The 21,819-nt window shown below is 65.0% G+C and carries 21 protein-coding genes; 11 read left to right on the forward strand and 10 right to left on the reverse strand.

Going from position 1 to position 21,819, the window contains the following annotated elements:
• Window positions 1-61 precede the first annotated feature (61 nt).
• The 3 genes from dacB to trmB all read right to left on the reverse strand — a co-directional run bounded on the left by dacB (window position 62) and on the right by trmB (window position 2,789).
• Window positions 62-1,510: a D-alanyl-D-alanine carboxypeptidase/D-alanyl-D-alanine endopeptidase gene (dacB, locus tag R3F72_RS05220; RefSeq protein ID WP_303854136.1), complete on the reverse strand. Its 1,449-nt coding sequence runs from the start codon at window positions 1,508-1,510 to the stop codon at window positions 62-64.
• 160 nt (window positions 1,511-1,670) lie between these two features.
• Entirely contained in the window at window positions 1,671-2,000 is a 330-nt protein-coding gene (locus R3F72_RS05225) for a DMT family transporter (RefSeq protein WP_303854135.1), read from the reverse strand.
• Window positions 2,001-2,012: 12 nt separating this feature from the next.
• Window positions 2,013-2,789: a tRNA (guanine(46)-N(7))-methyltransferase TrmB gene (gene trmB / locus R3F72_RS05230; RefSeq protein WP_332779081.1), complete on the reverse strand. Its 777-nt coding sequence runs from the start codon at window positions 2,787-2,789 to the stop codon at window positions 2,013-2,015.
• Between the two features lie 483 nt (window positions 2,790-3,272).
• Here trmB and R3F72_RS05235 point away from each other — a divergent pair, with 483 nt between their 5' ends.
• From R3F72_RS05235 to R3F72_RS05265, 7 genes are all read left to right on the forward strand, one after another.
• On the forward strand, window positions 3,273-5,150 hold the full coding sequence (locus R3F72_RS05235) for a beta-ketoacyl synthase (protein ID WP_087719117.1): 1,878 nt from the start codon (window positions 3,273-3,275) through the stop codon (window positions 5,148-5,150).
• Window positions 5,151-5,239: 89 nt separating this feature from the next.
• Entirely contained in the window at window positions 5,240-5,740 is a 501-nt protein-coding gene (gene coaD / locus R3F72_RS05240) for a pantetheine-phosphate adenylyltransferase (RefSeq protein ID WP_087719118.1), read from the forward strand.
• Between the two features lie 10 nt (window positions 5,741-5,750).
• Window positions 5,751-5,999, forward strand: coding sequence for a YfhL family 4Fe-4S dicluster ferredoxin (locus R3F72_RS05245; protein ID WP_303854132.1), 249 nt, complete (start codon window positions 5,751-5,753; stop codon window positions 5,997-5,999).
• A gap of 186 nt (window positions 6,000-6,185) precedes the next feature.
• Window positions 6,186-7,493 carry an MATE family efflux transporter gene (locus R3F72_RS05250; RefSeq protein WP_332779115.1) on the forward strand — a complete coding sequence of 436 codons (1,308 nt, stop codon included), beginning with the start codon at window positions 6,186-6,188 and terminating at the stop codon, window positions 7,491-7,493.
• Between the two features lie 74 nt (window positions 7,494-7,567).
• Complete coding sequence (locus R3F72_RS05255) at window positions 7,568-8,881, forward strand: short-chain fatty acid transporter (protein ID WP_332779082.1); 1,314 nt, start codon at window positions 7,568-7,570, stop codon at window positions 8,879-8,881.
• A 181-nt stretch (window positions 8,882-9,062) separates the two neighbouring features.
• Window positions 9,063-9,551, forward strand: coding sequence for an acyl-CoA thioesterase (locus R3F72_RS05260; protein ID WP_332779083.1), 489 nt, complete (start codon window positions 9,063-9,065; stop codon window positions 9,549-9,551).
• A gap of 113 nt (window positions 9,552-9,664) precedes the next feature.
• Window positions 9,665-10,732, forward strand: coding sequence for an ion transporter (locus tag R3F72_RS05265; protein ID WP_303854128.1), 1,068 nt, complete (start codon window positions 9,665-9,667; stop codon window positions 10,730-10,732).
• A gap of 39 nt (window positions 10,733-10,771) precedes the next feature.
• Here the strand turns inward: R3F72_RS05265 and R3F72_RS05270 are convergent, their stop codons facing one another.
• Window positions 10,772-11,827 carry a hypothetical protein gene (locus R3F72_RS05270; protein ID WP_332779084.1) on the reverse strand — a complete coding sequence of 352 codons (1,056 nt, stop codon included), beginning with the start codon at window positions 11,825-11,827 and terminating at the stop codon, window positions 10,772-10,774.
• Between the two features lie 135 nt (window positions 11,828-11,962).
• Window positions 11,963-12,280, reverse strand: coding sequence for an I78 family peptidase inhibitor (locus tag R3F72_RS05275; protein WP_087719126.1), 318 nt, complete (start codon window positions 12,278-12,280; stop codon window positions 11,963-11,965).
• Between the two features lie 251 nt (window positions 12,281-12,531).
• Here R3F72_RS05275 and osmF point away from each other — a divergent pair, with 251 nt between their 5' ends.
• From osmF to R3F72_RS05295, 4 genes are all read left to right on the forward strand, one after another.
• On the forward strand, window positions 12,532-13,473 hold the full coding sequence (gene osmF, locus R3F72_RS05280) for a glycine betaine ABC transporter substrate-binding protein OsmF (protein WP_303854122.1): 942 nt from the start codon (window positions 12,532-12,534) through the stop codon (window positions 13,471-13,473).
• Window positions 13,474-13,481: 8 nt separating this feature from the next.
• Window positions 13,482-14,684 carry an ABC transporter permease gene (locus R3F72_RS05285; protein WP_303854120.1) on the forward strand — a complete coding sequence of 401 codons (1,203 nt, stop codon included), beginning with the start codon at window positions 13,482-13,484 and terminating at the stop codon, window positions 14,682-14,684.
• A gap of 146 nt (window positions 14,685-14,830) precedes the next feature.
• Window positions 14,831-15,898, forward strand: a complete 1,068-nt coding sequence (locus R3F72_RS05290) for an ABC transporter ATP-binding protein (protein ID WP_332779085.1) — start codon at window positions 14,831-14,833, stop codon at window positions 15,896-15,898.
• Window positions 15,895-16,662 (forward strand): ABC transporter permease, encoded by a 768-nt coding sequence (locus tag R3F72_RS05295; RefSeq protein WP_332779086.1) that lies wholly within the window; start codon window positions 15,895-15,897, stop codon window positions 16,660-16,662. The genes R3F72_RS05290 and R3F72_RS05295 overlap by 4 nt, the downstream gene beginning before the upstream one ends.
• Window positions 16,663-16,716: 54 nt before the next feature.
• On the opposite strand, the gene R3F72_RS05300 is transcribed toward R3F72_RS05295, so the two are convergent.
• From R3F72_RS05300 to R3F72_RS05320, 5 genes are all read right to left on the reverse strand, one after another.
• Window positions 16,717-17,478 (reverse strand): SDR family NAD(P)-dependent oxidoreductase, encoded by a 762-nt coding sequence (locus R3F72_RS05300; RefSeq protein ID WP_332779087.1) that lies wholly within the window; start codon window positions 17,476-17,478, stop codon window positions 16,717-16,719.
• An 83-nt stretch (window positions 17,479-17,561) separates the two neighbouring features.
• Window positions 17,562-17,849, reverse strand: a complete 288-nt coding sequence (locus R3F72_RS05305) for a MarR family transcriptional regulator (protein WP_332779088.1) — start codon at window positions 17,847-17,849, stop codon at window positions 17,562-17,564.
• On the reverse strand, window positions 17,842-20,223 hold the full coding sequence (locus R3F72_RS05310; protein WP_332779089.1) for an FdhF/YdeP family oxidoreductase: 2,382 nt from the start codon (window positions 20,221-20,223) through the stop codon (window positions 17,842-17,844). Before R3F72_RS05310 ends, R3F72_RS05305 begins: the two co-directional genes overlap by 8 nt.
• Before the next feature lie 407 nt (window positions 20,224-20,630).
• Window positions 20,631-21,422 (reverse strand): formate dehydrogenase accessory sulfurtransferase FdhD, encoded by a 792-nt coding sequence (locus R3F72_RS05315; RefSeq protein ID WP_332779090.1) that lies wholly within the window; start codon window positions 21,420-21,422, stop codon window positions 20,631-20,633.
• A gap of 192 nt (window positions 21,423-21,614) precedes the next feature.
• On the reverse strand, window positions 21,615-21,746 hold the full coding sequence (locus R3F72_RS05320) for an entericidin A/B family lipoprotein (protein ID WP_071232719.1): 132 nt from the start codon (window positions 21,744-21,746) through the stop codon (window positions 21,615-21,617).
• Window positions 21,747-21,819: the final 73 nt, after the last annotated feature.

Below are 21,819 nucleotides of genomic sequence, written 5' to 3' on the forward strand. Positions count from 1 at the left end.
AGCGCGTCCCGATCATGACAGGGCGACCGGAAACGGGCCGGCCGCCGCGTCGGGTTGCGGGTTAGTGGCGTTCGATCATCGCGGTCAGGTCGTCAGAGACCATCGGCAGCGTTTCCCGCCAGGAAAGATAAGGCGTCGACGCGGTACCGTTGACCAGCACCGTGAAGCTGCCCCAGCGTCCGCTCTCGGTACGGAAATAGCCGGCAATGGCGCGTACCGTCACCGGCTCGTTGAGCGTTCCCGTCTTGACCATCACATGGTCCTGGAAGGTCTGGCTACCGCGGCGGATGAAGTGCATCGGTCCGTTGGTGGGTACCTGCATGCCGGCCACGAAGGTAGGGAACAGCGACGCGCGTCCGTACATCGCCCCGAGCAGCGCATTGACGCTCTGCGCGGAGACCCGATTTTCCGGCGTCAGGCCGCTGCCGCTACGCAGGGTCACCGCGCTGTGCCCCGGCAGGCTGGTGGCGAACCGTTCCAGCTCGCGGCCGGCGTCCGTCAGGTTCTGCTGCGTGCCGGAAGTCAGGTCCAGCGCCAGCGTATCGGCCATGAAGTTGTTCGAGTAGTTGAGCGTGCGCAGCAACAACTCCTGCAGCGGCTTGCCCTCGACGGCAGCCAGAGCCTGCGCGGTGGACGGCGGCGCCTGGCGGCTGACGGCATAGCCGCCGCTGACCGTAATACCGGACTGGCGCAGCAGCGACAGCAGCGTCTGGCCGGTCTGGTCGGCAGGATCGGAGCTGGCCTTGTAGACCGGGCGCGGATAGCTGCCGGCCGGTATCTGCCCGCTGACCCGCAGCGTATCGCCCTGGCTGTCGGTGATCCGCCTGGCGTAGAGCTTGGCCGAACCGCCAGCAGCAACGGTAGTGACGTCATTCTCGATGCGAATGGTCGGTGCCACCGTATCGCAGTTGGTGACCCGCGCCGGCTGCCCGACGATCCCCGGCATCACCGTGGCGCACCAGCTGCCGTAGTTGATCGCGGCGGAAGAGAGCAGCGCCGCGTAGGCGTTGGTGCCTTCCGTCTGCGTCTCGCAGCGGTCGGTGGTAATGCAGGTGACCGGGCCAAAGCGCCACTGGCTGACCACCAGTTGGCCATCGATGCTGGAGACGCCAAGCTCCCGCAGTTTCTGGATCAACCGCCAGAGTTCTTCGGAGGTCAGCGCCGGGTCCCCGCCGCCCTCCAGCACCAGATCGCCGTGCAGCACGCCGTTACCATCGAGCGTGCCGGTGGAGACGAAACGCGTGGTAAAGCGATGCTGCGGCCCCCAGCGATCCAGCGAAGCGGCCGCGGTATACAGCTTGGTGACCGAAGCCGGTGACAACGACTGCGCCGGATTGATGGCGCCGAGAACCTCGCCGCTATCGAGCAGACGTGCCTGCGCGCTGATCGCGAAACCTTTGTCGGCCAGCCGGGCGACATGCTCGAACCCGGCCGCCTGCGCGGCGATGGTGAAGACAGAAAGGGATAACGCACCGAGAAACAGAGAACTTCGACCTAGCCATCGCCGCATAATGGGATGCTCGCTCCAAAGAAAAATGAGGGCCAATCTCATCCAGAGCGTACCAATTAACTCACTGTGAATGCGATGCCCGGTGTCGTGTTCCTGTGGCAGAAGACGTGATCGTGACGAAAGCGCCAGCGGCAGGAAAGACGCCAGAGTGACGAGAATCTCAGTGCGACGATAGACGCGAGAACATCTGGATGATGGCGACGCCGGCAATGATCAGCCCCATGCCCAGATAAGCGGGCAGGTCCGGTTTTTCGCCATAGAACACGATGCCGATCACCGTCACCAGCACGATGCCGAGTCCCGCCCAGATCGCGTAGGTAATACCGACCGGCAAAGACTTGAGCACCAGCGACAGCGCATAGAACGAGAAGCCGTAGCCGACCACCACGATCACGCTCGGCAGCAGCCGTGAAAAGCCGGCGGAAGCTTTCAGCGAACTGGTCGCCACGACTTCGGCGACGATCGCCAGCGCTAGCAGCAGATAGCTCATCGGGCTTGATTCCTATTCGGTTGAGGGAGACTCGGTTGAGGGCGACTCGGTGAAAGTCGATTCGGTTGAGTCCGATTCAGCCGAGGCAGTTGCGTCGAACCCCGTCGTCGACAGATCGACACGGTAGCGCCATAGCGTCTGGCCGCTCTCGACATATTTTTGTTCGAACGGCGTCAGGAAAGTCTGTTCGAACGGCGTCATCAACGCGCCTTCCGGCGTGAAGGCGTCGATCTCGCCGTCGAGGCCACGGAGCGTCTTCACGCCCAGCGCGAACTCCTGAACGTAGATTGCCCAGTTGGAGCGCAACTCGAGCACGCCCCCGAGGGCGAGTATCGCCGGAAAGACCGGATGCCCCTGCCAGCGCTTCTTGAGTTGCGTGCTCTTGGGATAAGGATTGGGATAGAGCAGGAAGTGCCGCGCCGGCCGCCACTCGGCAGCCATCGCCAGGCGCCAGAAATCGACCAGATCGGCGCGCACCAGGAGCGCGTTGTCCGGCAGGGTGCCATGGTCTCGTGACAGCCGCTGCTCGCTGCGATCCACCCCCATCACGGCGTGGTCGGGATGGCGCTCCGCCAGCCGGCGCGTGGAGAGGCCCACGCCGCAACCGGCGTCGAGAATCAGCGGGCGATTCTGGTCCGCCAGCCATTGTGCCGCCCCCTCGAAGGCGATCCGCGTGTGCTCGGCGGGCGGACGTTGCCAGGCGCTGTCCCGGGCACGCTGAACGCGGCGCACCAGATCCTGGTGCGGCCCCTGCTGACTGGAAGTGATGGCGCGCGAAGACGCTTGCATGGCAATTACCGTTAAAGGATGAGGCCCGTTAAAGGATGTTCTCGTTAAAGGATGAGGCTCGTTGAAAGGAGAGCACCGTTCACGGCTGACGACAGAGCGCGCATTCTAGCAGCCGCGGCGTCGGCATTCCTGCCGCCGAGGCGCCGGCTCCCGCGACGCGTTCGTGGGCAAGCCACCCGCGCGGCATGACGGCGCGCGCGCGCAGGTGTATCATCCCAGCCCACATTCAGCCAATCCTGGCAATACGGCCTTCGATGGCATGCGCGATGACTGTCCCCTGCTCGTTCCGGGGCCATTTTTCACCGACTCAGGGCTCTCCTCCACCGGCTCGGGGCTACCCTTCGCCGACTCGAGGTCGACAGCGCAAGCCTTTGCCGGGGATGTCCTTTCATCGCAGTTTCGTCATCCCCATGTCATCGTTCACCGATTGCCCCCAATGTTCACGAGGGACGTGGCTTGTCACATTTACCGGTAATCGTCGGTATGGGCGGCGTCAACGCCGCGGGTAGAACTTCCGGGCACCAGGCCTACCGCCGCACGATTCTCGACGTTCTGCCAACGGCCGAACAGACTCGTACGCTTGTCGCACTGGCAACCCTGATGCAACTGGTCACCTCCCGGGAGGACGGCCAGTGGCAAAGCGCCGACGGCGATATCCTGAGCGAACAGGCAGTCGTCAGCCGCTATCGCGAGCACATCCTCAAGCACACGCTGATCCGTCGCATCGAGGATGACGCCTTCGGGGAGGCCGGCATTCCCGGCAATCGTGAAGTGCGAATGACGCTCGACAGCCCCTTGCGCTTCACCGCGTCGCGACGCCAGTTGCCGCAACCGCTGCCCGCGGGCTGGGAAGTGCGCGAACTCGACAAACAGACGGTCGAGGTCAGCGTTCCCGCCGGTACGCTCGATGCCCTGCTGCCCGAACGGCGCCAGGCGCTGGTACGCGCGGCCGGCCGCCTGCCGGAAGGCTTCGCGCCCGACAGCTTCTATCGCAGCGTGCATCATCCGCGCGGGCTGTCGATGGCGATCTTCGGTGTCAGCGACTGCCTCGGCCAGAGCGGGCTCGACTGGGAGTCGCTGCGCGACCGGGTGGATCCGGATGCCATCGCCGTCTATGCCGGCAACTCGATCGGCCAGCTGGACGACGCCGGCTGGGGCGGCATGCTCAAGAGCTTCGTCACCGGCAGCCGCACCACCTCCAAGCAGATGCCGCTGGGCTACGGCCAGATGTCGGCGGACTTTCTCAACGCCTACGTGCTGGGGAGCGTCGGGGGAACGGGCGCGATTCAAGGCGCCTGCGCCACGTTCCTCTACAACCTGCGCCTGGGCATCGACGATATCCGTCACGGGCGCCGCCGAATCGTTATGGTCGGCACTAGCGATGCGCCGGTGACGCCGGAGATCATCGAAGGGTTCCGCGCCATGAGTGCGCTGGCCGACGACCAGAGCCTGATGGCGCTCGACGCCCTCGAGCTGCTGACCGACGAGGACTACCAGCGCGCCTGCCGTCCGTTCGCCCGCAACTGCGGCTTCACCATCGCCGAAGCGTCGCAGTTCGTGCTGCTGATGGACGACTCGCTGGTACTCGAGACCGGCGCGCAGATTCTGGGTTCCGTGCCCGAAGTGAACGTCAACGCGGATGGCTGGAAACGCTCGATCTCGGCCCCCGGCATCGGCAACTATCTCACCCTGGGCAAATCCGTCTCGCTGGCCACCTCGATCCTCGGCGAACGGAGCGTGCGCCAGCGCAGCTATCTGCATGCCCACGGCACCAGCACGCCGAAGAACCGTACCACCGAGTCGCATATCTTCGATCAGGTGGCGCGTGCCAACGGCATCGAGAACTGGCCGGTCGCCGCGATCAAGGCGTTCATCGGCCACTCCCAGGGCAGCGCCGCCGGGGATCAGATCGCCAGCGCACTGGGCACCTTCGCCCACGGCTGGGTGCCGGGCATTCCGACGCTCGACGCGGTCGCCGACGATGTCCACGCCGAGCGGCTGCGCTTCTTCCAGGCGCCGATCGAGTTCGAGACCGACTGCAGCTTCATCAACGCCAAGGGCTTCGGCGGCAACAACGCCACCGGCCTTTTGCTGTCGCCACAGGTAACCGAACGCCTGCTGGCCCAGCGCCACGGCCAGCGCGCGGTCGACGACTGGCGGCATCGTCGCGAGCAGACCCTCGCCGCCGCCGCGCAGTACGAAGCCGCTGCCGATGCCGGGCGATTCGATGTCATCTATCGCTTCGGTGAAGGCGTGCTGGAAGGGCCGGAGCTGGAAGTCGGTCGCGACTCGATCCGCATCCCCGGTTACGCCAATCCGGTGTCACTGAAGGTCGACAATCCTTTCGGTACACTGGATTGAGTTTGAACGTCTCGGGTCCGGGTACGGCAGCACGTGCGAGCACCGCACCGTCCGCCGGCCCCGTTCCCGGTCACCGCGGAGTCTCCTGAATGCAGAACACCGTCGTCTATCCCGGCACGTTCGATCCGATCACCAACGGTCATCGCGATCTGATCCACCGGGCTGCGCGAATCTTCGACAAGGTCGTGATCGCGGTCGCGGAGAGCCCGCGCAAGCAGCCGACACTCTCGCTCGAGGAGCGCGAGGCGCTGGCTCGAGAGGTGGTCGCCGAATGGCCCAACGTCGAGGTGATCGGCTTCAACGGTCTGCTCACCGAACTGCTGGCACAGCAGCAGGCACGCATCATCCTGCGGGGGCTGCGGGCGGTGTCGGACTTCGAGTACGAGATGCAGCTGGCCAACATGAACCGCGCCCAGGCGCCGGACGTCGAGACACTGTTCCTGACGCCCGAGATCGAGAACTCCTATATCTCCTCGACGATCGTGCGCGAGATCGCGCGCCTCGGCGGGGACGTTTCCCAACATGTATCGCCGTGCGTGGCCGAAGCCCTGCGGCGGCGATTCGCGGCAGACGGCGACAACCCGTCATGAGGACATAGATATGGCCCTGATGATTACCGATGAATGCATCAACTGCGATGTCTGCGAGCCGGAATGCCCCAACGATGCGATCTCGCCCGGCGAGGAGATCTACGTCATCGATCCGGGCCGCTGCACCGAGTGTGTCGGTCACTTCGACGAGCCCCAGTGCCAGCAGGTCTGTCCGGTGGACTGCATTCCGCTCGACCCCGAGCGTGAAGAAACCAAGGATGAACTGATGGAGAAGTACCGGATCATCACCGCGGCCTGACAGCCGCGCGCATGCCACGTCACCGAATCGCCGCCGCTTCCGGCGGCGCTTTCGTTTGTGCCGCTGAAGGCCAAGGCCCGAACACGACCAACGGAGACAAGACACCCAGTGGGCCGCACCGACACTTCCCCGAGCAAGCCGGGTCACGACCCCTCCCGCCGCTACACGACCCGTCACGTCTGGAAGCTGGCCTGGCCGATCATCCTCTCCAACATCACCGTACCGCTGCTGGGCCTGGTGGACACCGCCGTCGTCGGCCATCTGCCGGATTCACGCTATCTCGCCGCGGTGACGCTGGGCGCGACGCTGTTCAGTTTTCTCTACTGGGGCTTCGGCTTTCTGCGCATGGGCACCACTGGCCTGACCTCCCAGGCCGTCGGGCGCGAGGACGACAGCGGCGTAAGGCTGCTGCTGGCCCAGTCGCTGGTGATGGCGGCCGTGATCGGACTGGCCTTGATCGTGCTGTCGAAACCGCTGATCGATTTCGGCCTGTGGCTGCTCGACGGCAGCGAAGCGGCGATGTCGCTGGCCGCCAGCTATGCCCATATCCGGATCTTTTCCGCGCCAGCGGTACTCGCCAACTACGCCATCCTGGGCTGGTTCATCGGCCAGCAGAAAACCCGAATCACCCTGGCGATTCTGCTGCTCACCAATGGCGTGAACATCCTCCTGGACCTGCTGTTCGTGGTCGGCTTCGGGCTGGCCAGCGACGGCGTGGCCTGGGCCTCGCTGATTGCCGACTACAGCGCGCTGGCCTTCGGCCTGTGGCGGGTTGCCGTCCATTGCCGTCAACTGGGCGGGTCGCTGTCGCGCCAGGCGTTATGGGTTTGGCAGCACTACTCGGCGTTGATCCGCGTCAACCAGCACCTGTTCGTGCGCACGCTGGGGCTGCTGTTCGCCCAGGCGTTCTTCACCGCCCAGGCCGCCAATTTCGGCGATACCGTGCTCGCCGCCAACGCCGTGCTGCTGCAGTTCATCATGCTCACCTCGTTCGCGCTGGACGGTTTCGCCAACGCGGCCGAAGCGCTGATCGGGCGCTCCGTGGGCCGGCGGGACTGGAACGACTTCGGCGACGCCGTGCGGGCCGCCGGCAGGCTGTCGCTGCTGGTGGCGGGCGCGTCGATGCTGCTGTTCGCGATTGCCGGCGACGGCCTGATATCGCTGCTGACCGACCTGCCGGCAGTGCGCGCCACGGCCGCCGACTATCTGCCCTGGATGATCGCCATGCCGGCACTGGCGGTGTGGAGCTACCTGCTCGACGGCGTCTTCATCGGAGCCACCGAGACACGCGCCATGCGCGATACCATCTGGCTGGCGATCGCCGTCTACCTGCCGGCGTGGTGGCTGACACAAGGCTACGGCAATCACGGCCTGTGGTTCGCGTTTCTGTTCTTCACCCTGGTGCGCTCGGCCTCTCTGGGTGCCTGCTACCTCCGCTACCGCCGGACTCGCTGGTGCCAAAGCGCCGAAATCGCTCCGGAATCAAGACGCTAGACCAAGGTTGACTGATGGAGAATCGAAGGATGCGTTAGGCTCGCGCTACCTTGTCTCCAACGAGTGGCCATGTCATGTTGCAGCGTCTCTCACGCCCGGCGGTCAAGCTGGTCGAGCGCTACCTGCCCGACCCCTACATTTTCGTACTGCTGCTGACGATCGTCGCCGCGCTGGCGGCGATGCTGTTCGAGCAGCGCTCGCCGCTGGCGGTGATGCAGTACTGGGGCGACGGTTTCTGGGGGCTGCTGTCGTTCTCGATGCAGATGCTGCTGGTATTGGTCACCGGCTTCATGCTCGCCAATTCGCCTCCGATCAAGCGCCTGCTGGACAGGCTCGCTGCTACCGCCCGCACGCCTGCCAGCGCAATCATCCTCGTGACGCTGGTTTCCCTCGCCGCGAGCTGGATCAACTGGGGCTTCGGCCTGGTGATCGGCGCGCTGTTCGCCAAGGCGCTGGCGCGTCAGATCCGGGTCGACTACCGCCTGCTGATCGCCAGCGCCTACTCCGGCTTCGTCGTCTGGCATGGCGGCCTGGCCGGCTCGATCCCGCTCACCATCGCCACACCGGGCCATTTCAGCGAAGACCAGATCGGCATCATTCCCACCTCGCAGACGATCTTCGCCGGCTACAACCTGATCATCGTCGTCGCGCTGTTCGTGATCATGCCGCTGATCAATCGCTGGATGATGCCGTCGGAGGACGAGAGCGTCTTCGTCAGCCGCGAGCAGCTCGCGGAGCCGGAAAGCCCCGACCGCAACGCCATCGAGCGCCCGGCGGACCGGCTGGAAAACAGCACTCTGCTATCGATGCTGGTGGGCATTCCGGGCCTGCTCTATCTGGTTCACTACTTCTTCTTCGCCGGCGGCGGACTCAACCTCAACAGCGTCAACTTCCTGTTCCTGTCGCTCGCCATCGTCCTTCATCGCACGCCGCGCAGCCTGCTCGCGAGTCTCAACGAGGCGATCAAGGGCGGCGCCGGCATCGTGATCCAGTTCCCGTTCTATGCCGGCATCATGGGGATCATGATGCAGTCCGGCCTGGCACAGTCGCTTTCCGAACTGTTCGCCGCCATTGCCAATGCCGACACGCTGCCGTTCTGGTCGTTCATCAGCGCCGGCATCGTCAACCTGTTCGTTCCTTCCGGCGGCGGCCAGTGGGCGGTGCAAGCGCCGGTCATGCTGCCTGCCGCCGAAGCGCTGGGTGCCGATGTCTCGCGCGTGGCGATGGGCGTCGCCTGGGGCGATGCATGGACCAATCTGCTGCAGCCGTTCTGGGCGCTGCCGGTGCTTGCTATCGCCGGGCTCAACGCCAAGGACATCATGGGATTCTGCCTGATTCAGCTGGTGGTCACAGGAGTGGTGATCGGGCTCGGGCTGACCCTGTTCTAGGTTCCGCCGAAAGCGGTCTGCATGGATCTGGTCGGAGGTTCAACTATCGAGCCGATTGATGGGCAGTCGCGGTGAAACGTGTTACATCTGGCGCACAATCATTCCTGTACTGGATTTATCTGCACTGGATTCCGAGGATACCGTGACGCCCGATGACCTGCCTCGTCAGCACGAGCTGTCGATGACCGTACTCATGCCCCCCGACATGGCCAACTTCAGTGGCAAGGTGCATGGCGGGGCGATTCTCAAGAAACTCGATGAAGTCGCCTACGCTTGTGCCAGCCGCTATGCCGGCAGCTACGTGGTGACGCTTTCCGTCGATCAGGTGCTGTTCAAGCAGCCGATCCACGTCGGCGAGCTAGTCACCTTTCTGGCGATGATCAATCATGTCGGCCGCTCGTCGATGGAAGTCGGTATCAAGGTACTGGCGGAGTCGATCCAGGAGCGGGTGATCCGGCACACCAACAGCTGCTACCTGACCATGGTCGCCGTCGACAGCAGTGGCAAGCCGGTTCCCGTGCCGGCACTGGAATTGAAGACACCGCTGCAGAAGCTACGCTTCGAGAAGGCCGCGTTACGCAAGAAACTGCGCAAGCAGGAAGCGGAAGAGGAGCGTAACGCCATGGCCGAACACCTCAAGGCGTACCCGACCGATCGGCTCGACGGCTAGACCGGCGCCGTCCTTGCCTGGCGACGTCTGACGACATCTGACGACGCCTGAATGGCGCTTCAATCGCACCATCAACGCACCACGACCACAGTCCCTGCGAACAAGGACGTTCGATGCCTGAGACCCGCTTCCGCCAACCCCGCGCCACACGGCGGCTTAGCCTGCTCAGCGAGCGGATGCTGCTGATCTGGGATTTCGCCATCGTCATCCTGGTAACGATCAACCTGGCGCTGCTGCTGTTCGACAGTCTGTTCCTGATTCCGCCGCTCAATGCCGCTTTCGCTGCTGTGGCGCCGGGCCTGCACGACGCCTATGCCTCGACCATCCGGGCCAATTTCTTCGAGATCGATCTCTGTTTCGTCGCCATCTTCATGCTCGACGTGCTGCTGGGCTGGGCGATCGCCATCGCCCAGCGGCGCTATGCCCGGTGGTTCTTCTATCCCTTCGTGCACTGGTATGACGTGCTCGGCTGCATTCCGCTGGCCGGCTTCCGGCTGCTGCGCGTGCTGCGTGTCATCTCGCTGTTGATACGTCTGCAGCGCCTGGGCGTGATCGACATCACCCGCTGGCGCCTCTATCGCTTCTACCGCACCTACTACGGCGTGCTGATGGAAGAGATCTCCGATCGCGTCGCCATCAACCTGCTCGGTGACATACAGGACGAAATCCGCGACAGCGAGCGCTTGACCCAGCGCATCTCGACCGAGGTGATCCAGCCGCGCAAGGCCGCGCTGGTCGACGAGATCGCCGCGCGCCTGGAGCGAACGATCAACAAGGGATATGCGGAGAATCATCGGCAGGTTCACCGCTACGTCGCCGCGCTGGTGAGCAGGACGATGGCGGAGAACGACGAGCTACGTCGCCTGCGCAGCCTTCCCATGGGCGACGCCGTCGCCGAGGGTATCGAGCGCAGCCTGAGCGACATCGCCAGTCGCGTAGTCCACGAGGCCATCGACGGCCTGCGTTCGCCCCACTTCCACTCGCTGATGACCGACCTGGTCGGCAGCGGTGTCGATGCCTGGCTCCAGGTCGATGACAGGGCCGACAAGGTCACGCAGCAGGTGCTGATCGACATGCTGGAACTGCTCAAGGAACAGGTCGCCGTGAAGCGCTGGAAAAGCGAGCTCAGCGAACCTCAGACGCAGCACGACGCTCGTCCGAGCCGCGAGCCCGGCGCCTGACCTAGTCGAGCAGGCGTCAGACCATAGGAGCCTTCGTCTTCACTCGATGATCCGCAGCACGGTATAGGGCGCCTCGCACGCTTCCCGTTCGTCGCGTTCGTCTATCCGCCCCAGGGTCATGTCGCGGTCGTTGTCGTAGGCCACGAACAGCCGCTCGGTATCGAGTACCGCCAGCCCCTCCGCCTTGTGCTCAAACTCCAGCACATCGCCATGGGCGTCCTCGACGATCGACGGGCTGGCGCCGCGGGTCAGGTCGGCCAGCGGCATTGACCACAGATAGCCGCCGGTCTGCTCGCCCGCCTCGTCCTCGATCTCGAAACTCGCCATTAGGTAGAGGCGATCGTTGTAGGGGTCGTACTCGAGACTCGAGAGCCCGCAGACATGACGAACGCCAGCGTACTCCGAAGGCTCGAAGCGATAGCGCTCGCAGAGCTTGTCGACGAACTCGAGATTGCCGTCGGCCGTCATGCGGTAGTGAACGCCCACCACCCGCGCCACGTACTCGAAGTCGTCGTAGGCCTGGCCTTGTTCGCGCACGCCGAACAGCAGCAGACCGTCGGACTTTTCGCCAAGGTCGGCGAGCGCCGGGACAGCGGCCAGCCCTTCGATCTTGTAGTACGGCAGGCCGATCGCCTCGTCGAGCTTGCGCCGAAGCTCCAGCGAGCCTCCGACGCCGTCGCGCGGGTCCGGATCCACGACCTGGACGCGCTCCGGCTGACCCACCGGCCAGACCAGCAGATGATTGTAGGCATTGAGCGCGTGACTTTCGTCATCGATACGGTCGAAGCCGGTCGTCGCCAGGATGTAGCGGCCATCGACGGTAAGGGCGAAGTCCTCGTACTTGACCGCGTGCCGGATGGCATCCGCAGTCAGGTACTGCAGGCTGTCCGGATCCGGCAGGCCGTCGACCAGATCGAAGGCAAACACGGCCGACCGGTCGTCGCCGGGAATCGGCTTGTCGCTGGCCAGAATCAAACGTTCGCCGTCGAAGACCACGGCCGAGACTTCGACGTTGACCAGCGAGCCGCTTTCATGCGCCAGCCCGGCGGGAAAACAGGTCAGCGTGCCTTCGGTGATGAGCTCGGTACGTAGCATGGGATCTCCTCGCTGAATGCTGCGGCAACGTCTTCGAGAGGCTGCCCGATCTGCCGGAGCGCCACTGGCTGGCAGATTCCTGAAACGGCGAGGGCCGGTCATCGGCCGGCCCTCGAAGCATGCGCTTGCCTGCAGTCAGCCGCAGGTGATATCCGTGATCATGCGCTGGTCGTCGACCTTGATGTTGAGCCGTTCCGAACGATGATCCATCGTGTAAGCCTTGCCAGGCTCCATGATCCGGATCTCGGCGGCACGCGAACGATCCGCGATACGCGCCTGCAGCTCATCCGTCAGGGTCTCCCCGACCAGGCTGCCGACGGTCTGGGCGCCGCAGGCATCTTCGGGAACCGGCTTCACGTCCGGCGGCCGGGGCGCCTCGTCGGGCTTGGGCGCGGTGCTGCAACCCGCCAGTAGAAAGCCGCTCACGATCAATGCCGCTCCAGGAAACTTCATGTCCTACTCCTCATCGTCTTGATGACCCATTCCTGATCGAATGAACCTCGGATGAATCCATCCTAGCAGCTAGCGCCAGGCTCGGCATCGGCTGGTCGGCCGGGCGCAGTACCGCTAGACTCATCCTCTACCCAGGCGAGGTTCGTCATCCGGCCCTCGACAACAGCCGTCCCGGACGGACGCCCACAACAATCGAGTCTGCAAGCTCGACAAACGAGCCTTGCGCTCATCGATCGCAAAGGAACGCCGCCATGCTCCACTCGCTCCCCCGTCTACTCACTTCCGTTGCCGCCGCGGCGATGACCGTCAGCCTTGGCATGAGCCAGGCCATGGCGCAGGACGACCAGCAGCCGATTCGCGTCGCCTCCAAGATCGATACCGAAGGCTCGCTGCTCGGCAACATGATCGTCGACGTGCTGGAAAACGCCGACCTGCCGGTGGAGAGCCGCCTGCAGCTCGGCCCGACCAACATCGTGCGCCAGGCGCTGGTGGCCGGCGATATCGATCTCTATCCCGAATACACCGGCAACGGCGCGTTCTTCACCGATACTACCGACGACCCGGCGTGGAAGGACGAACAGGCAGGCTACGAGAAGATCAAGGCCGCCGACAGCGAAACGCACCAGCTGGCGTGGCTGACCCCAGCACCCGCCAACAACACCTGGGCGATCGCCGTGCGCCAGGATCTGGCCGATGTAAACGACCTTTCCTCCATGGCCGACTTCGGCCAGTGGGTCAGCGACGGCGGCGAGATCAAGCTGGCCGCCTCGGCGGAATTCGTCGAGAGCGATGCGGCGCTGCCGAGCTTCCAGCGTGCCTATGACTTCACGCTCAGCGAAGACCAGTTGCTGGTGCTCTCCGGCGGCAACACTGCCGCGACCATCCGCGCCGCGGCCGAGGGCACCAGCGGCACCAATGCGGCCATGGTTTACGGCACGGATGGCGCCATCGCCGCCGCCGGCCTCAAGGTGATGGACGATCCCCAGGGCGTGCAGATGGTCTACGAACCGGCCCCGGTAGTGCGCCAGTCGGTGCTCGAGTCCTACCCGCAGATCGAGGAGTTGCTGAAGCCGGTGTTCGAATCGCTCAACCGTGAAACGCTGCAGACGCTGAACGGCAAGATCCAGGTCGACGGCCTGCCGGCGGATCAGGTCGCCCACGACTATCTCACCGAACAAGGTCTGCTGGACTGAACTCGGTCATGGCATCACCCGCAAGCCAACGATGGGTCGGCAACCGGGTGCTGATGACGCTGCTCGTCGCCGCGGCCGCCAGCGTCGGGCTGCTGCCCTTCGCCGGTCTCTCGCCCAACCGGTTGGCCTCGGGGCAGTCGGTGATGCTCTGGCAGGCGCTGGCAAGCTGGCAGCTCGCGGCCCTTGCGCTGATCGGAATGGCCCTGCTGATCGCGGCGCTGGCGAAGCCAGTGGGGCCACGCGCCTCGCCATGGCTCGCGCTGGCCGCCACGCTGCCGCTGCTGGCGCTCGATTTTTACGGCCTCGGGGATTACGCCCATCGCGCGCTGGTCGACGCCTCGCCGGCGGCTCGCGTTTCCCAGGGCGCCACCTTCTGGATCCTGCTTCTCGTCTCTGCCCTGATCGCCATCGACGCCCTGCAGCGGCTGCGTCTCGGCCTGGCCCAGCGTGCGCTGTACGGCGCGCTGGCCCTGGCCGTGATCGGCGTCTGCTTCTCCGGCGAGCTGCTCGCACCGCTGTCGATCATGCGCGAGTTCGCCAATCAGGAGGAAAACTTCGTCGACCAGCTCATTCGCCACCTGCTGCTGGTGGGCGGCGCCCTGCTGCCCGCCCTGCTGGTCGGCCTGCCGCTGGGGCTGCTGGCGAATCGTCGCGCCCGCCTGCGCAACGGCCTGTTCAGCGTGCTCAACGTCTTCCAGACGCTGCCATCGATTGCCGTGTTCGGGCTGCTCATCGCGCCGCTCTCGGCGCTCGGCCGCGCCGTACCGTGGCTGGGCGATCTCGGCGTCAGCGGCATCGGCGTGGCGCCGGCGATCATCGCGCTGGTGCTCTACTCGCTGCTGCCGATCGTGCGCAATACCTACTCCGGCCTTGCCGGCGTCTCCAGCGGTGCGCTGGAAGCGGCTCGCGGCATGGGCATGACGCCACGCCAGATACTGTGGCAGGTAGAGATTCCGCTGGCACTGCCCGTGATCCTCTCGGGGCTGCGCATCGTCACCGTCCAGGCGATCGGCCTGGTGGTGGTCGCCGCGCTGATCGGCGCCGGCGGCTTCGGCGCCTTCATCTTCCAGGGGCTGGGTCAGTACGCCATCGACCTGGTGCTGCTGGGCGCCATCCCGACCATCGTCCTGGCGGTGATCGCCGACTTCGTGCTGCAGATTCTGGTCGGTCTGAGCCGGCCGCCCGGCACCCGCCAGGAAAACACTGCCTAAATGGCTGCGCAGGCGAATCGCTGCGTTGCGCGGTGCTCGGAGTCCTCACATATACCCATATGCTCCGGGTCCTGCGCTCCGTGCGCCTTGCGCTTCATCCTGCTCGCCGATTTATTCAGCGATTCCTGAAGGAAGATTGATGACTGATGATTGAATTGCAAGGATTGACCAAGACCTACGCCGGCACCAACGTCGTCGATGACGTCTCGCTGACGTTGGAGACTGGCGAGTTCGGCGTGCTGATCGGGCCTTCCGGCTGTGGCAAGTCGACCACGCTGAAGATGATCAATCGCCTGGTCCCCCTGAGCGGCGGCCGCATCATTCTCAATGGCGACGACGTCACCGATCTGCCGGCCGAACAGCTCAGACGGCGAATCGGCTACGCGATTCAGTCGACCGGGCTCTTCCCGCACTGGAGCGTGGCCCAGAACATCGCCACCGTGCCGCAGCTGCTGAAATGGCCTAAGTCGCGTATCGACGATCGGGTCGACGAGCTGATGGCGATGTTCCATCTCAATCCCGCCGAATTTCGCCACAAGTATCCGCACCAGCTCTCCGGCGGGCAGGCACAGCGTGTCGGCGTGGCCCGGGCGCTGGCCGCCGACCCGGAAGTGCTGCTGATGGACGAGCCCTTCGGCGCGGTCGACCCGCTCACCCGCGAGGTGCTCCAGGCGGAGCTCAAGCGCGTCCACCAGCAGACCGGCAAGACCATCGTCTTCGTCACGCACGACATGGACGAGGCATTGCAGCTCGCGACCCGCATCGCGCTGCTCAACGGCGGCCGGCTGGTACAGTACGACCGGCCGATCGAGATGATGGTGAAGCCTGCGGACGACTTCGTGCGCGAATTCATCGGCCAGGCGGATCTCGGCCTCAAGCTGCTCTCGAGGCGCTGGGTGCATCAATATCAACGGGCACCGAGTCTCGAACACCACGCCACCCTTCCCGGTCTCGATCACTGCTGGCAGCTCGATGACGCCGGCCGGCCGGTTGCCCTCGAAGGCGCGCGGCTGGACGACGACCATGGCGTCACGCCGGTCAAGGCCGAGTGGACCGCCACGCCCGAGATGAGCATGAAGGAAGCGCTTTCCCGCATGGTGTGGTATCGCGTGATGGTACTGCCGGTGGTCGACGACGCGGGCAAGCTGATCGGCGAGATCGGCATGCAGGGCGTCATGGGGATTCAGACGGAAGCGGAGGGCCGGGTTTCATGAACGGCGCGATCCACGGGGCACGGCGGCTACGCGCTGCCTCCGCCGGGAACGGGGTCCTGGGCGTACTGATCGTGTTGCTGATCGGCCTGACGCTGGGCATGGGCCAGCTGGAGCCGCTGTTCCGGGCGCTGTTCCCGGACCTAGGCAACCCGCTCTACGCCCGGGACAGCTTCCTCAACCTGATGCTTGCGCACATCGGGCTGGTGCTGATGTCGTCGCTGATCTCGGTGACGATCGGCGTCGCCGCGGGCCTGTTCGTGACCCGCCCGGTCGGGCGCGAGTTCGAGCCGATGGTGTCGTCACTGGCCGCGATCGGCCAGACCTTCCCGCCCGCCGCGGTCCTCGCCATTGCCGTGCCGCTGGCCGGCTTCGGCTTCGCTCCGACCATCATCGCGCTCTCGCTCTACGGCCTGCTGCCGGTGATCCAGAACACCATCGCCGGTCTCGGCACGGTGCCCCAGACCACGCTCGAAGCCGCCCGCGGCAACGGCATGAACCGCTGGCAGATTCTGCGCCGCGTGGAGCTGCCCTTGGCGATGCCGGTGATCATCGCCGGCATTCGCATTTCGGTGATCGTCAACATCGGCACCGCCACCATCGGCTCCACCGTCGGCGCCAAGAGCCTCGGCACGCCGCTGATCGCCGGCCTGGTCGGCAACAACCTGGCCTACGTGATCCAAGGCGCGCTGCTGGTCGGCCTGCTGGCGATCGTCACCGATCTGCTGTTCGAGCGACTGGAGCGGCGGTACTCGTTCGGCAGTTGAGCTTATCCAAAGCCCTTAACCAAAGCCCTTAACCAAAGCCCTTAACCAAAGCCCTTAGCCAAAGTACTGGGCGCCGTTGACGTCGACGATGGTGCCGGAGACGAACGCGGCGCCGTCGCTCGCCAGCCAGACTGCCGCCGAGGCGACATCCTCGGGCAGCCCGGCGCGTCCGGCGGGGATCGTCTCGATGGTGGCCCGCTTGGATTCGTCGGTAGTGAAGGTCGCATGGAACGGCGTCGCCTCGATGAAACCCGGCGCCAGCGCATTGACCGTGATCCCCCGATTCGCCACTTCCTTGGCCAGCCCGCGGGTGAAGCCGAACAGCGCTGCCTTGGCGGTGGCGTAGGCGGTGGCGCCGGGATGACCGCCGTTGCGTCCCGCCAGCGACGACACCGTGACGATACGTCCCCCTTCGCGAAACAGCGGCAGCAGATGGTGGGTGACCAGAAAGACCGAATCCACGTTGAGCGCCTGCACCTGGCGCCACAGCGAGAACGGCATCTCCTCGATGGTGGAGCGCTGAATCAGACCACCGGCGTTGTTGACCAGAATATCGATACCGCCGACCTCTTCGCGCAGCCACGCCGCGAAGGCCTCGACGGCAGATTCATCGGTGACGTCCAGCGACCGGGCCAACGCCCTTTCACCGCTGCTGGACGTCAGCGCTGCCAGCGCTTGTGCATCGGGCTCGTGAGAGCGATAGGTCACCACCACGCGCGCCCCGGCGGCCGCCAGTGCTTTGGCGATGGCGTAGCCGATACCCACCCCGCCGCCGGTCACGACCGCGACCCGTCCCTGCAGATGATTGTCTGGCATGTAACGCTCCCTCTTCTCCGACGATCGTGTTCTCTGGTGATCGTGTTCTACGATGATCGGCAATCGTCGATACCGGCATTGAGTCAGCAAACGGGCAATAAAATCAACCGCAGCGCGGGGCTGGCCCCGCCAGCCGGCCGAGTCAAAATCCAGCCGCCGCTTTCGAGCTCGGCCGCAGCACGTCGGATCAGGGCGTGCTCGATGCCCAGACGGCGCGACAGCAGTGCCGAGGAGACACCGCTTTCACGCGACGCATCGGATCGACGAAGCGCCACCAGCACCAGTGCCGCCAGCGGATCGAGCTGGGGATGTTCGACCTGCAACGCCTGCCACTGGCGCTGCAGGTCGACCGGATCAGGGAGCTCAGGCAAGCCGCGTGCTCGCCTCGAGCTTGACGGCGATCGACTTGGAGGCCGGCGTGTGGCTGAAATCGCCCTTGTGATCGAGCGGGATCAGCGGATTGGTCTCCGGATAGTAGGCAGCGGCGCAGCCCTGCGGCGTGTCATAGGCGACGATCTTGAAGCCATCGACGCGGCGGGTCACGCCATCGTCCGATTCACCGATCAGGTCGACCCACTGCCCTGCCTCGAAGCCCAGACGCGCGATGTCTTCCCGGTTGAGGAAGATCACCCGGCGGCCGCCCTCGATGCCGCGATAGCGGTCGTCGTAGCCGTAGACGGTGGTGTTGTACTGATCGTGGGAGCGCATCGTCTGCAGCGTGAGCCAACCCTCGCGCGAGGCGAGACGCTGGTGCATCACCACCGTCGGCAACGCGTCATCGGAAAACTCGGCCTTGCCGGTCGCGGTGCCGAATTCGAGTCGGGCCACCGGATTGGCGAGCCAGAACCCGCGCGGCGCGCGAACGCGGGAGTTGAAGTCCTCGAAACCGGGGATGACCGCGGCGATATGCTCGCGGATGACATCGTAATCCTCACGCATCGCCGCCCAGTCGACGGCCTCGCTACCCGCGCTCTCCTGAGCGGGACTTTTCTCGTCAAACAAGCGCTCCGCGATCCCGGTGAGGATAGCGATCTCGGAACGCAGCGCCTTGTCCGCCGGTTTGTTGATACCGGCGGAGCCGTGAACCATGCTCATCGAGTCTTCCACCGTGATCAGCTGCGGCTTGCCCGCCACTCCGTTGCGATCCATGCTGCGGTCGATCTCGCTGCGGCCGATGCAGGGCAGAATCAGCGCCTGCTCGCCGGTGACCAGGTGGCTGCGGTTGAGCTTGGTGCTGATGAACGCGGTCAGCCGGCAGTTGGCCATCGCCTTCTCGGTGACGACACTGTCGGAAATCGCGCGGGTGAAGTTGCCGGCCAGACCGATGAACACCTTGCCGGGTCGGTCGCGCATCGCCTCGACCGCCGCCACGGAATCGACCCCGTGCTCCCGCGGCATCGGTCGGCCGTACTTCGCCTCCAGCGCGTCAAGCAATGCCTCCGAGGGTTGCTCGTAGATGCCCATGGTGCGGTCGCCCTGGACGTTGGAATGCCCGCGAACCGGCGAAGTACCGGCGCCCGGCTTGCCCAGGTTGCCGCGCAGCATCAGCAGGTTGACGATCTCGCGTACCGTCGGCACGGAATGGACATGCTGGGTGATGCCCATCGCCCAGCAGGCGATGGTGGCGTTGGAGCGCGCGTAGAGCTCGGCGGCCTGCGCCATCTCTTCGCGGGTCAGGCCGGACTGGGCCTCCAGCGCGGTCCATTCGGTCGCTTCGACGCAGGCACGATAGGCCTCGAAATGAGCGGTATGGGCTGCCAGGAAGTCGTGATCGAGCACGTCCTCCCCGGCGGCATGGCGAGCGAACAGCGCCTTGGCCATGCCGCGCACCACGGCCATGTCGCCACCCAGCTTGGGCCGGAAGTAGTGGCTGCTGATGCGATGGCTGCCGTTGTGCAGCATCTCGAACGGCTTCTGCGGATCGGCGAACTTCTCGAGCCCCCGCTCCTTCAAGGTGTTGAAGGTAACGATGGTCGCGCCCCGTTCGGCGGCCTCGCGCAGGACGCCGAGCATGCGCGGATGGTTGGTGCCCGGGTTCTGGCCGAATACGAAGATCGCCTCGGCCTTTTCGAAGTCCTCGAGCCGCGCGCTGCCCTTGCCGGTGCCCAGCGCCGCATTGAGCGCCACGCCACTGGCTTCGTGGCACATGTTGGAGCAGTCCGGCAGGTTGTTGGTGCCGTAGAGGCGTGCCAGCAGCTGGAACACGTAGGCGGACTCGTTGCCCGCCTTGCCGGAGGTGTAGAAGATGGCGTCGTCCGGCGTGGGCAGCGCCTTGAGCTCGGTGGCGATCAGCTCGAGCGCGTCGTCCCAGGCGATCGGCTCGTAGTGGTCGGTCTCGGCGTTGTAGCGCATCGGCTCCACCAGCCGCCCCTGATCCTCGAGCCGATAGTCGTCCCAGGTCTTCAGTTCGCTGACGCTGTGTCTGGCGAAGAACTCGCGAGTCACACGCTTGGCCGTCGCTTCCCAGGTCACCGCCTTGACGCCGTTTTCGCAGAACTCGAACGAGGAGCCGTGCTCCGGATCGCCCCAGGCGCATCCCGGGCAGTCGAAGCCGTCCGGCTGGTTGAGCTTGAACAGCGAACGCGCATTGAGCGCCGGTGAGCGGCTGTGCAACAGATGCTTGCCGACCGACTTCAGCGCGCCCCAGCCGCCCGCCGGGTTGTGATAGTCGAAGATCTTCGCATCCGGCTGGATGACATCGGCGCCGGACGCGTTCTGGCTGGATTCTTGGCGGGGCTGGGACATGTTTCTCCTCCCGGGAAACGATCGGACGACGATCACGAATGCTTGCAGGCTCGGGGCGCGAGCGCAAATGGATCCGGTCGTCGATGGTAACGAGTTCGATCAGGAAAACGTCAGGAGCAGGCGTGTTCGGAGTTGGCCGAGCGCGTCTTCGGCTGGCGGCAATGCTTGCTGATCTCGTCTCGAACGATGCTGGCTTTCGACGCTGACCGGATCGACGATGCCGGCCGACAGGCGATAGGGCGACCTCCAGCGGAGCGCCGACGACACTCGTGCTTCGGAAGCTATCGAGTGTCGAGAAGACGATGAGGGCAACGTCGTGTCAGGGGGGCACAGCATAGCACGCAGCAGAACCGTTCGCATGCTCATCGATGTTCATCGACCGTCATCGATTCCGCCGAACCCGTGGCTCAGCCGTCGCCACGACTCAACAGTTCGAGCCGTTTGCCACGATGGCAGTTGATCAGCGTCAGGTTGCAGCTGCGCGCGACTTCGACCGCGAGACGGGAGGGATAGGAGAGCGTCGCCAAGGCAGGGATCTTCGCCCTGACGCTTTTCTGGACCAGCTCCAGGCTGCAGCGGCTGGAGGTCATCACCAGCGCCAGCAGGGTGCCGGCGATCAGGCTGGCGCCGATCACCTTGTCCAGGGCGTTATGCCGACCGATATCGCGGCCGACCGTGGCGACCGTGCCCGCCTCGGAAAGCCCCAGGGCCAGGTGCATGCCGGGAGCGGATTCGGTGCGCAGGGATTCGAGACCCGATGCGAGGGTATCGACTTCCGGCAACGCCGTGCCGGGCAGCCGGGTCAAGCCAAAGAGCAGCTGCGATTCCTCCTGCACGCCGCAGGCGCCGCAGCCGCTGGTCGACAGCGTCGCCCTCGCCTGGCTGCCGGCGCGCCGGGCGATCCGGTCGGCAACCCGCAAGCGAACCCGGAAGCCGTGGCGGCTGGTCTCGATCTCGATAGCGCCGACATCGGCGTAGCGATCGATCACGCCCTCGCTGAACGCGAACCCGACCGCCAGCGCTTCGAGCTGGTCCGGCGTCGCCAGCACGGTAGCGTAGGCGGTGTCGTTGAACACGATGGAGACGGGCGACTCCTGCGGCCCGGGAAGCGTATCGAGGAAGCAGGCGCTGGCGTCATCGAAGATCGCCAAGGAATCGGGATCAGGCAGAGGCGTTTGGGTGCGGGAAGACGATGTCATGCATGACTCCGTTCCATCGACGAGTGTCAGGGAGGAAGCACGGCTCCACTTTATCACGGAATCATGGGGTCACGGGGCGGTGCGCGAGGCGGGGAATGAATTGGACGAGGTCAGGCCAAATATTCATCAGGCGAGATATTCCGGCAAGGCGGAACGGCAAAACGCCCGATCCTCGGGACCGGGCGTTCGAACTCAGCTGGCAGCGTCCTGCACGGCTTCGCCACCGGCTTCGACGTCCTTGCCAGCGCCATCGACGGTGTTGCATCCCGCCAGGATACCGGCGCTGAACAGTGCGAACAGAGAGAAAGCAATCAGGCGTTTCATGGTGTCGTCCTCCTTAACGTTTTAGACGGATGAATTCTTGGCTCATCCGGGCCGTTTTGTTATCGGCCTGTCA

This window comes from Salinicola sp. 4072, from assembly GCF_036663415.1.
GTDB classification, from domain to species: Bacteria; Pseudomonadota; Gammaproteobacteria; order Pseudomonadales; family Halomonadaceae; genus Salinicola; species Salinicola salarius_A.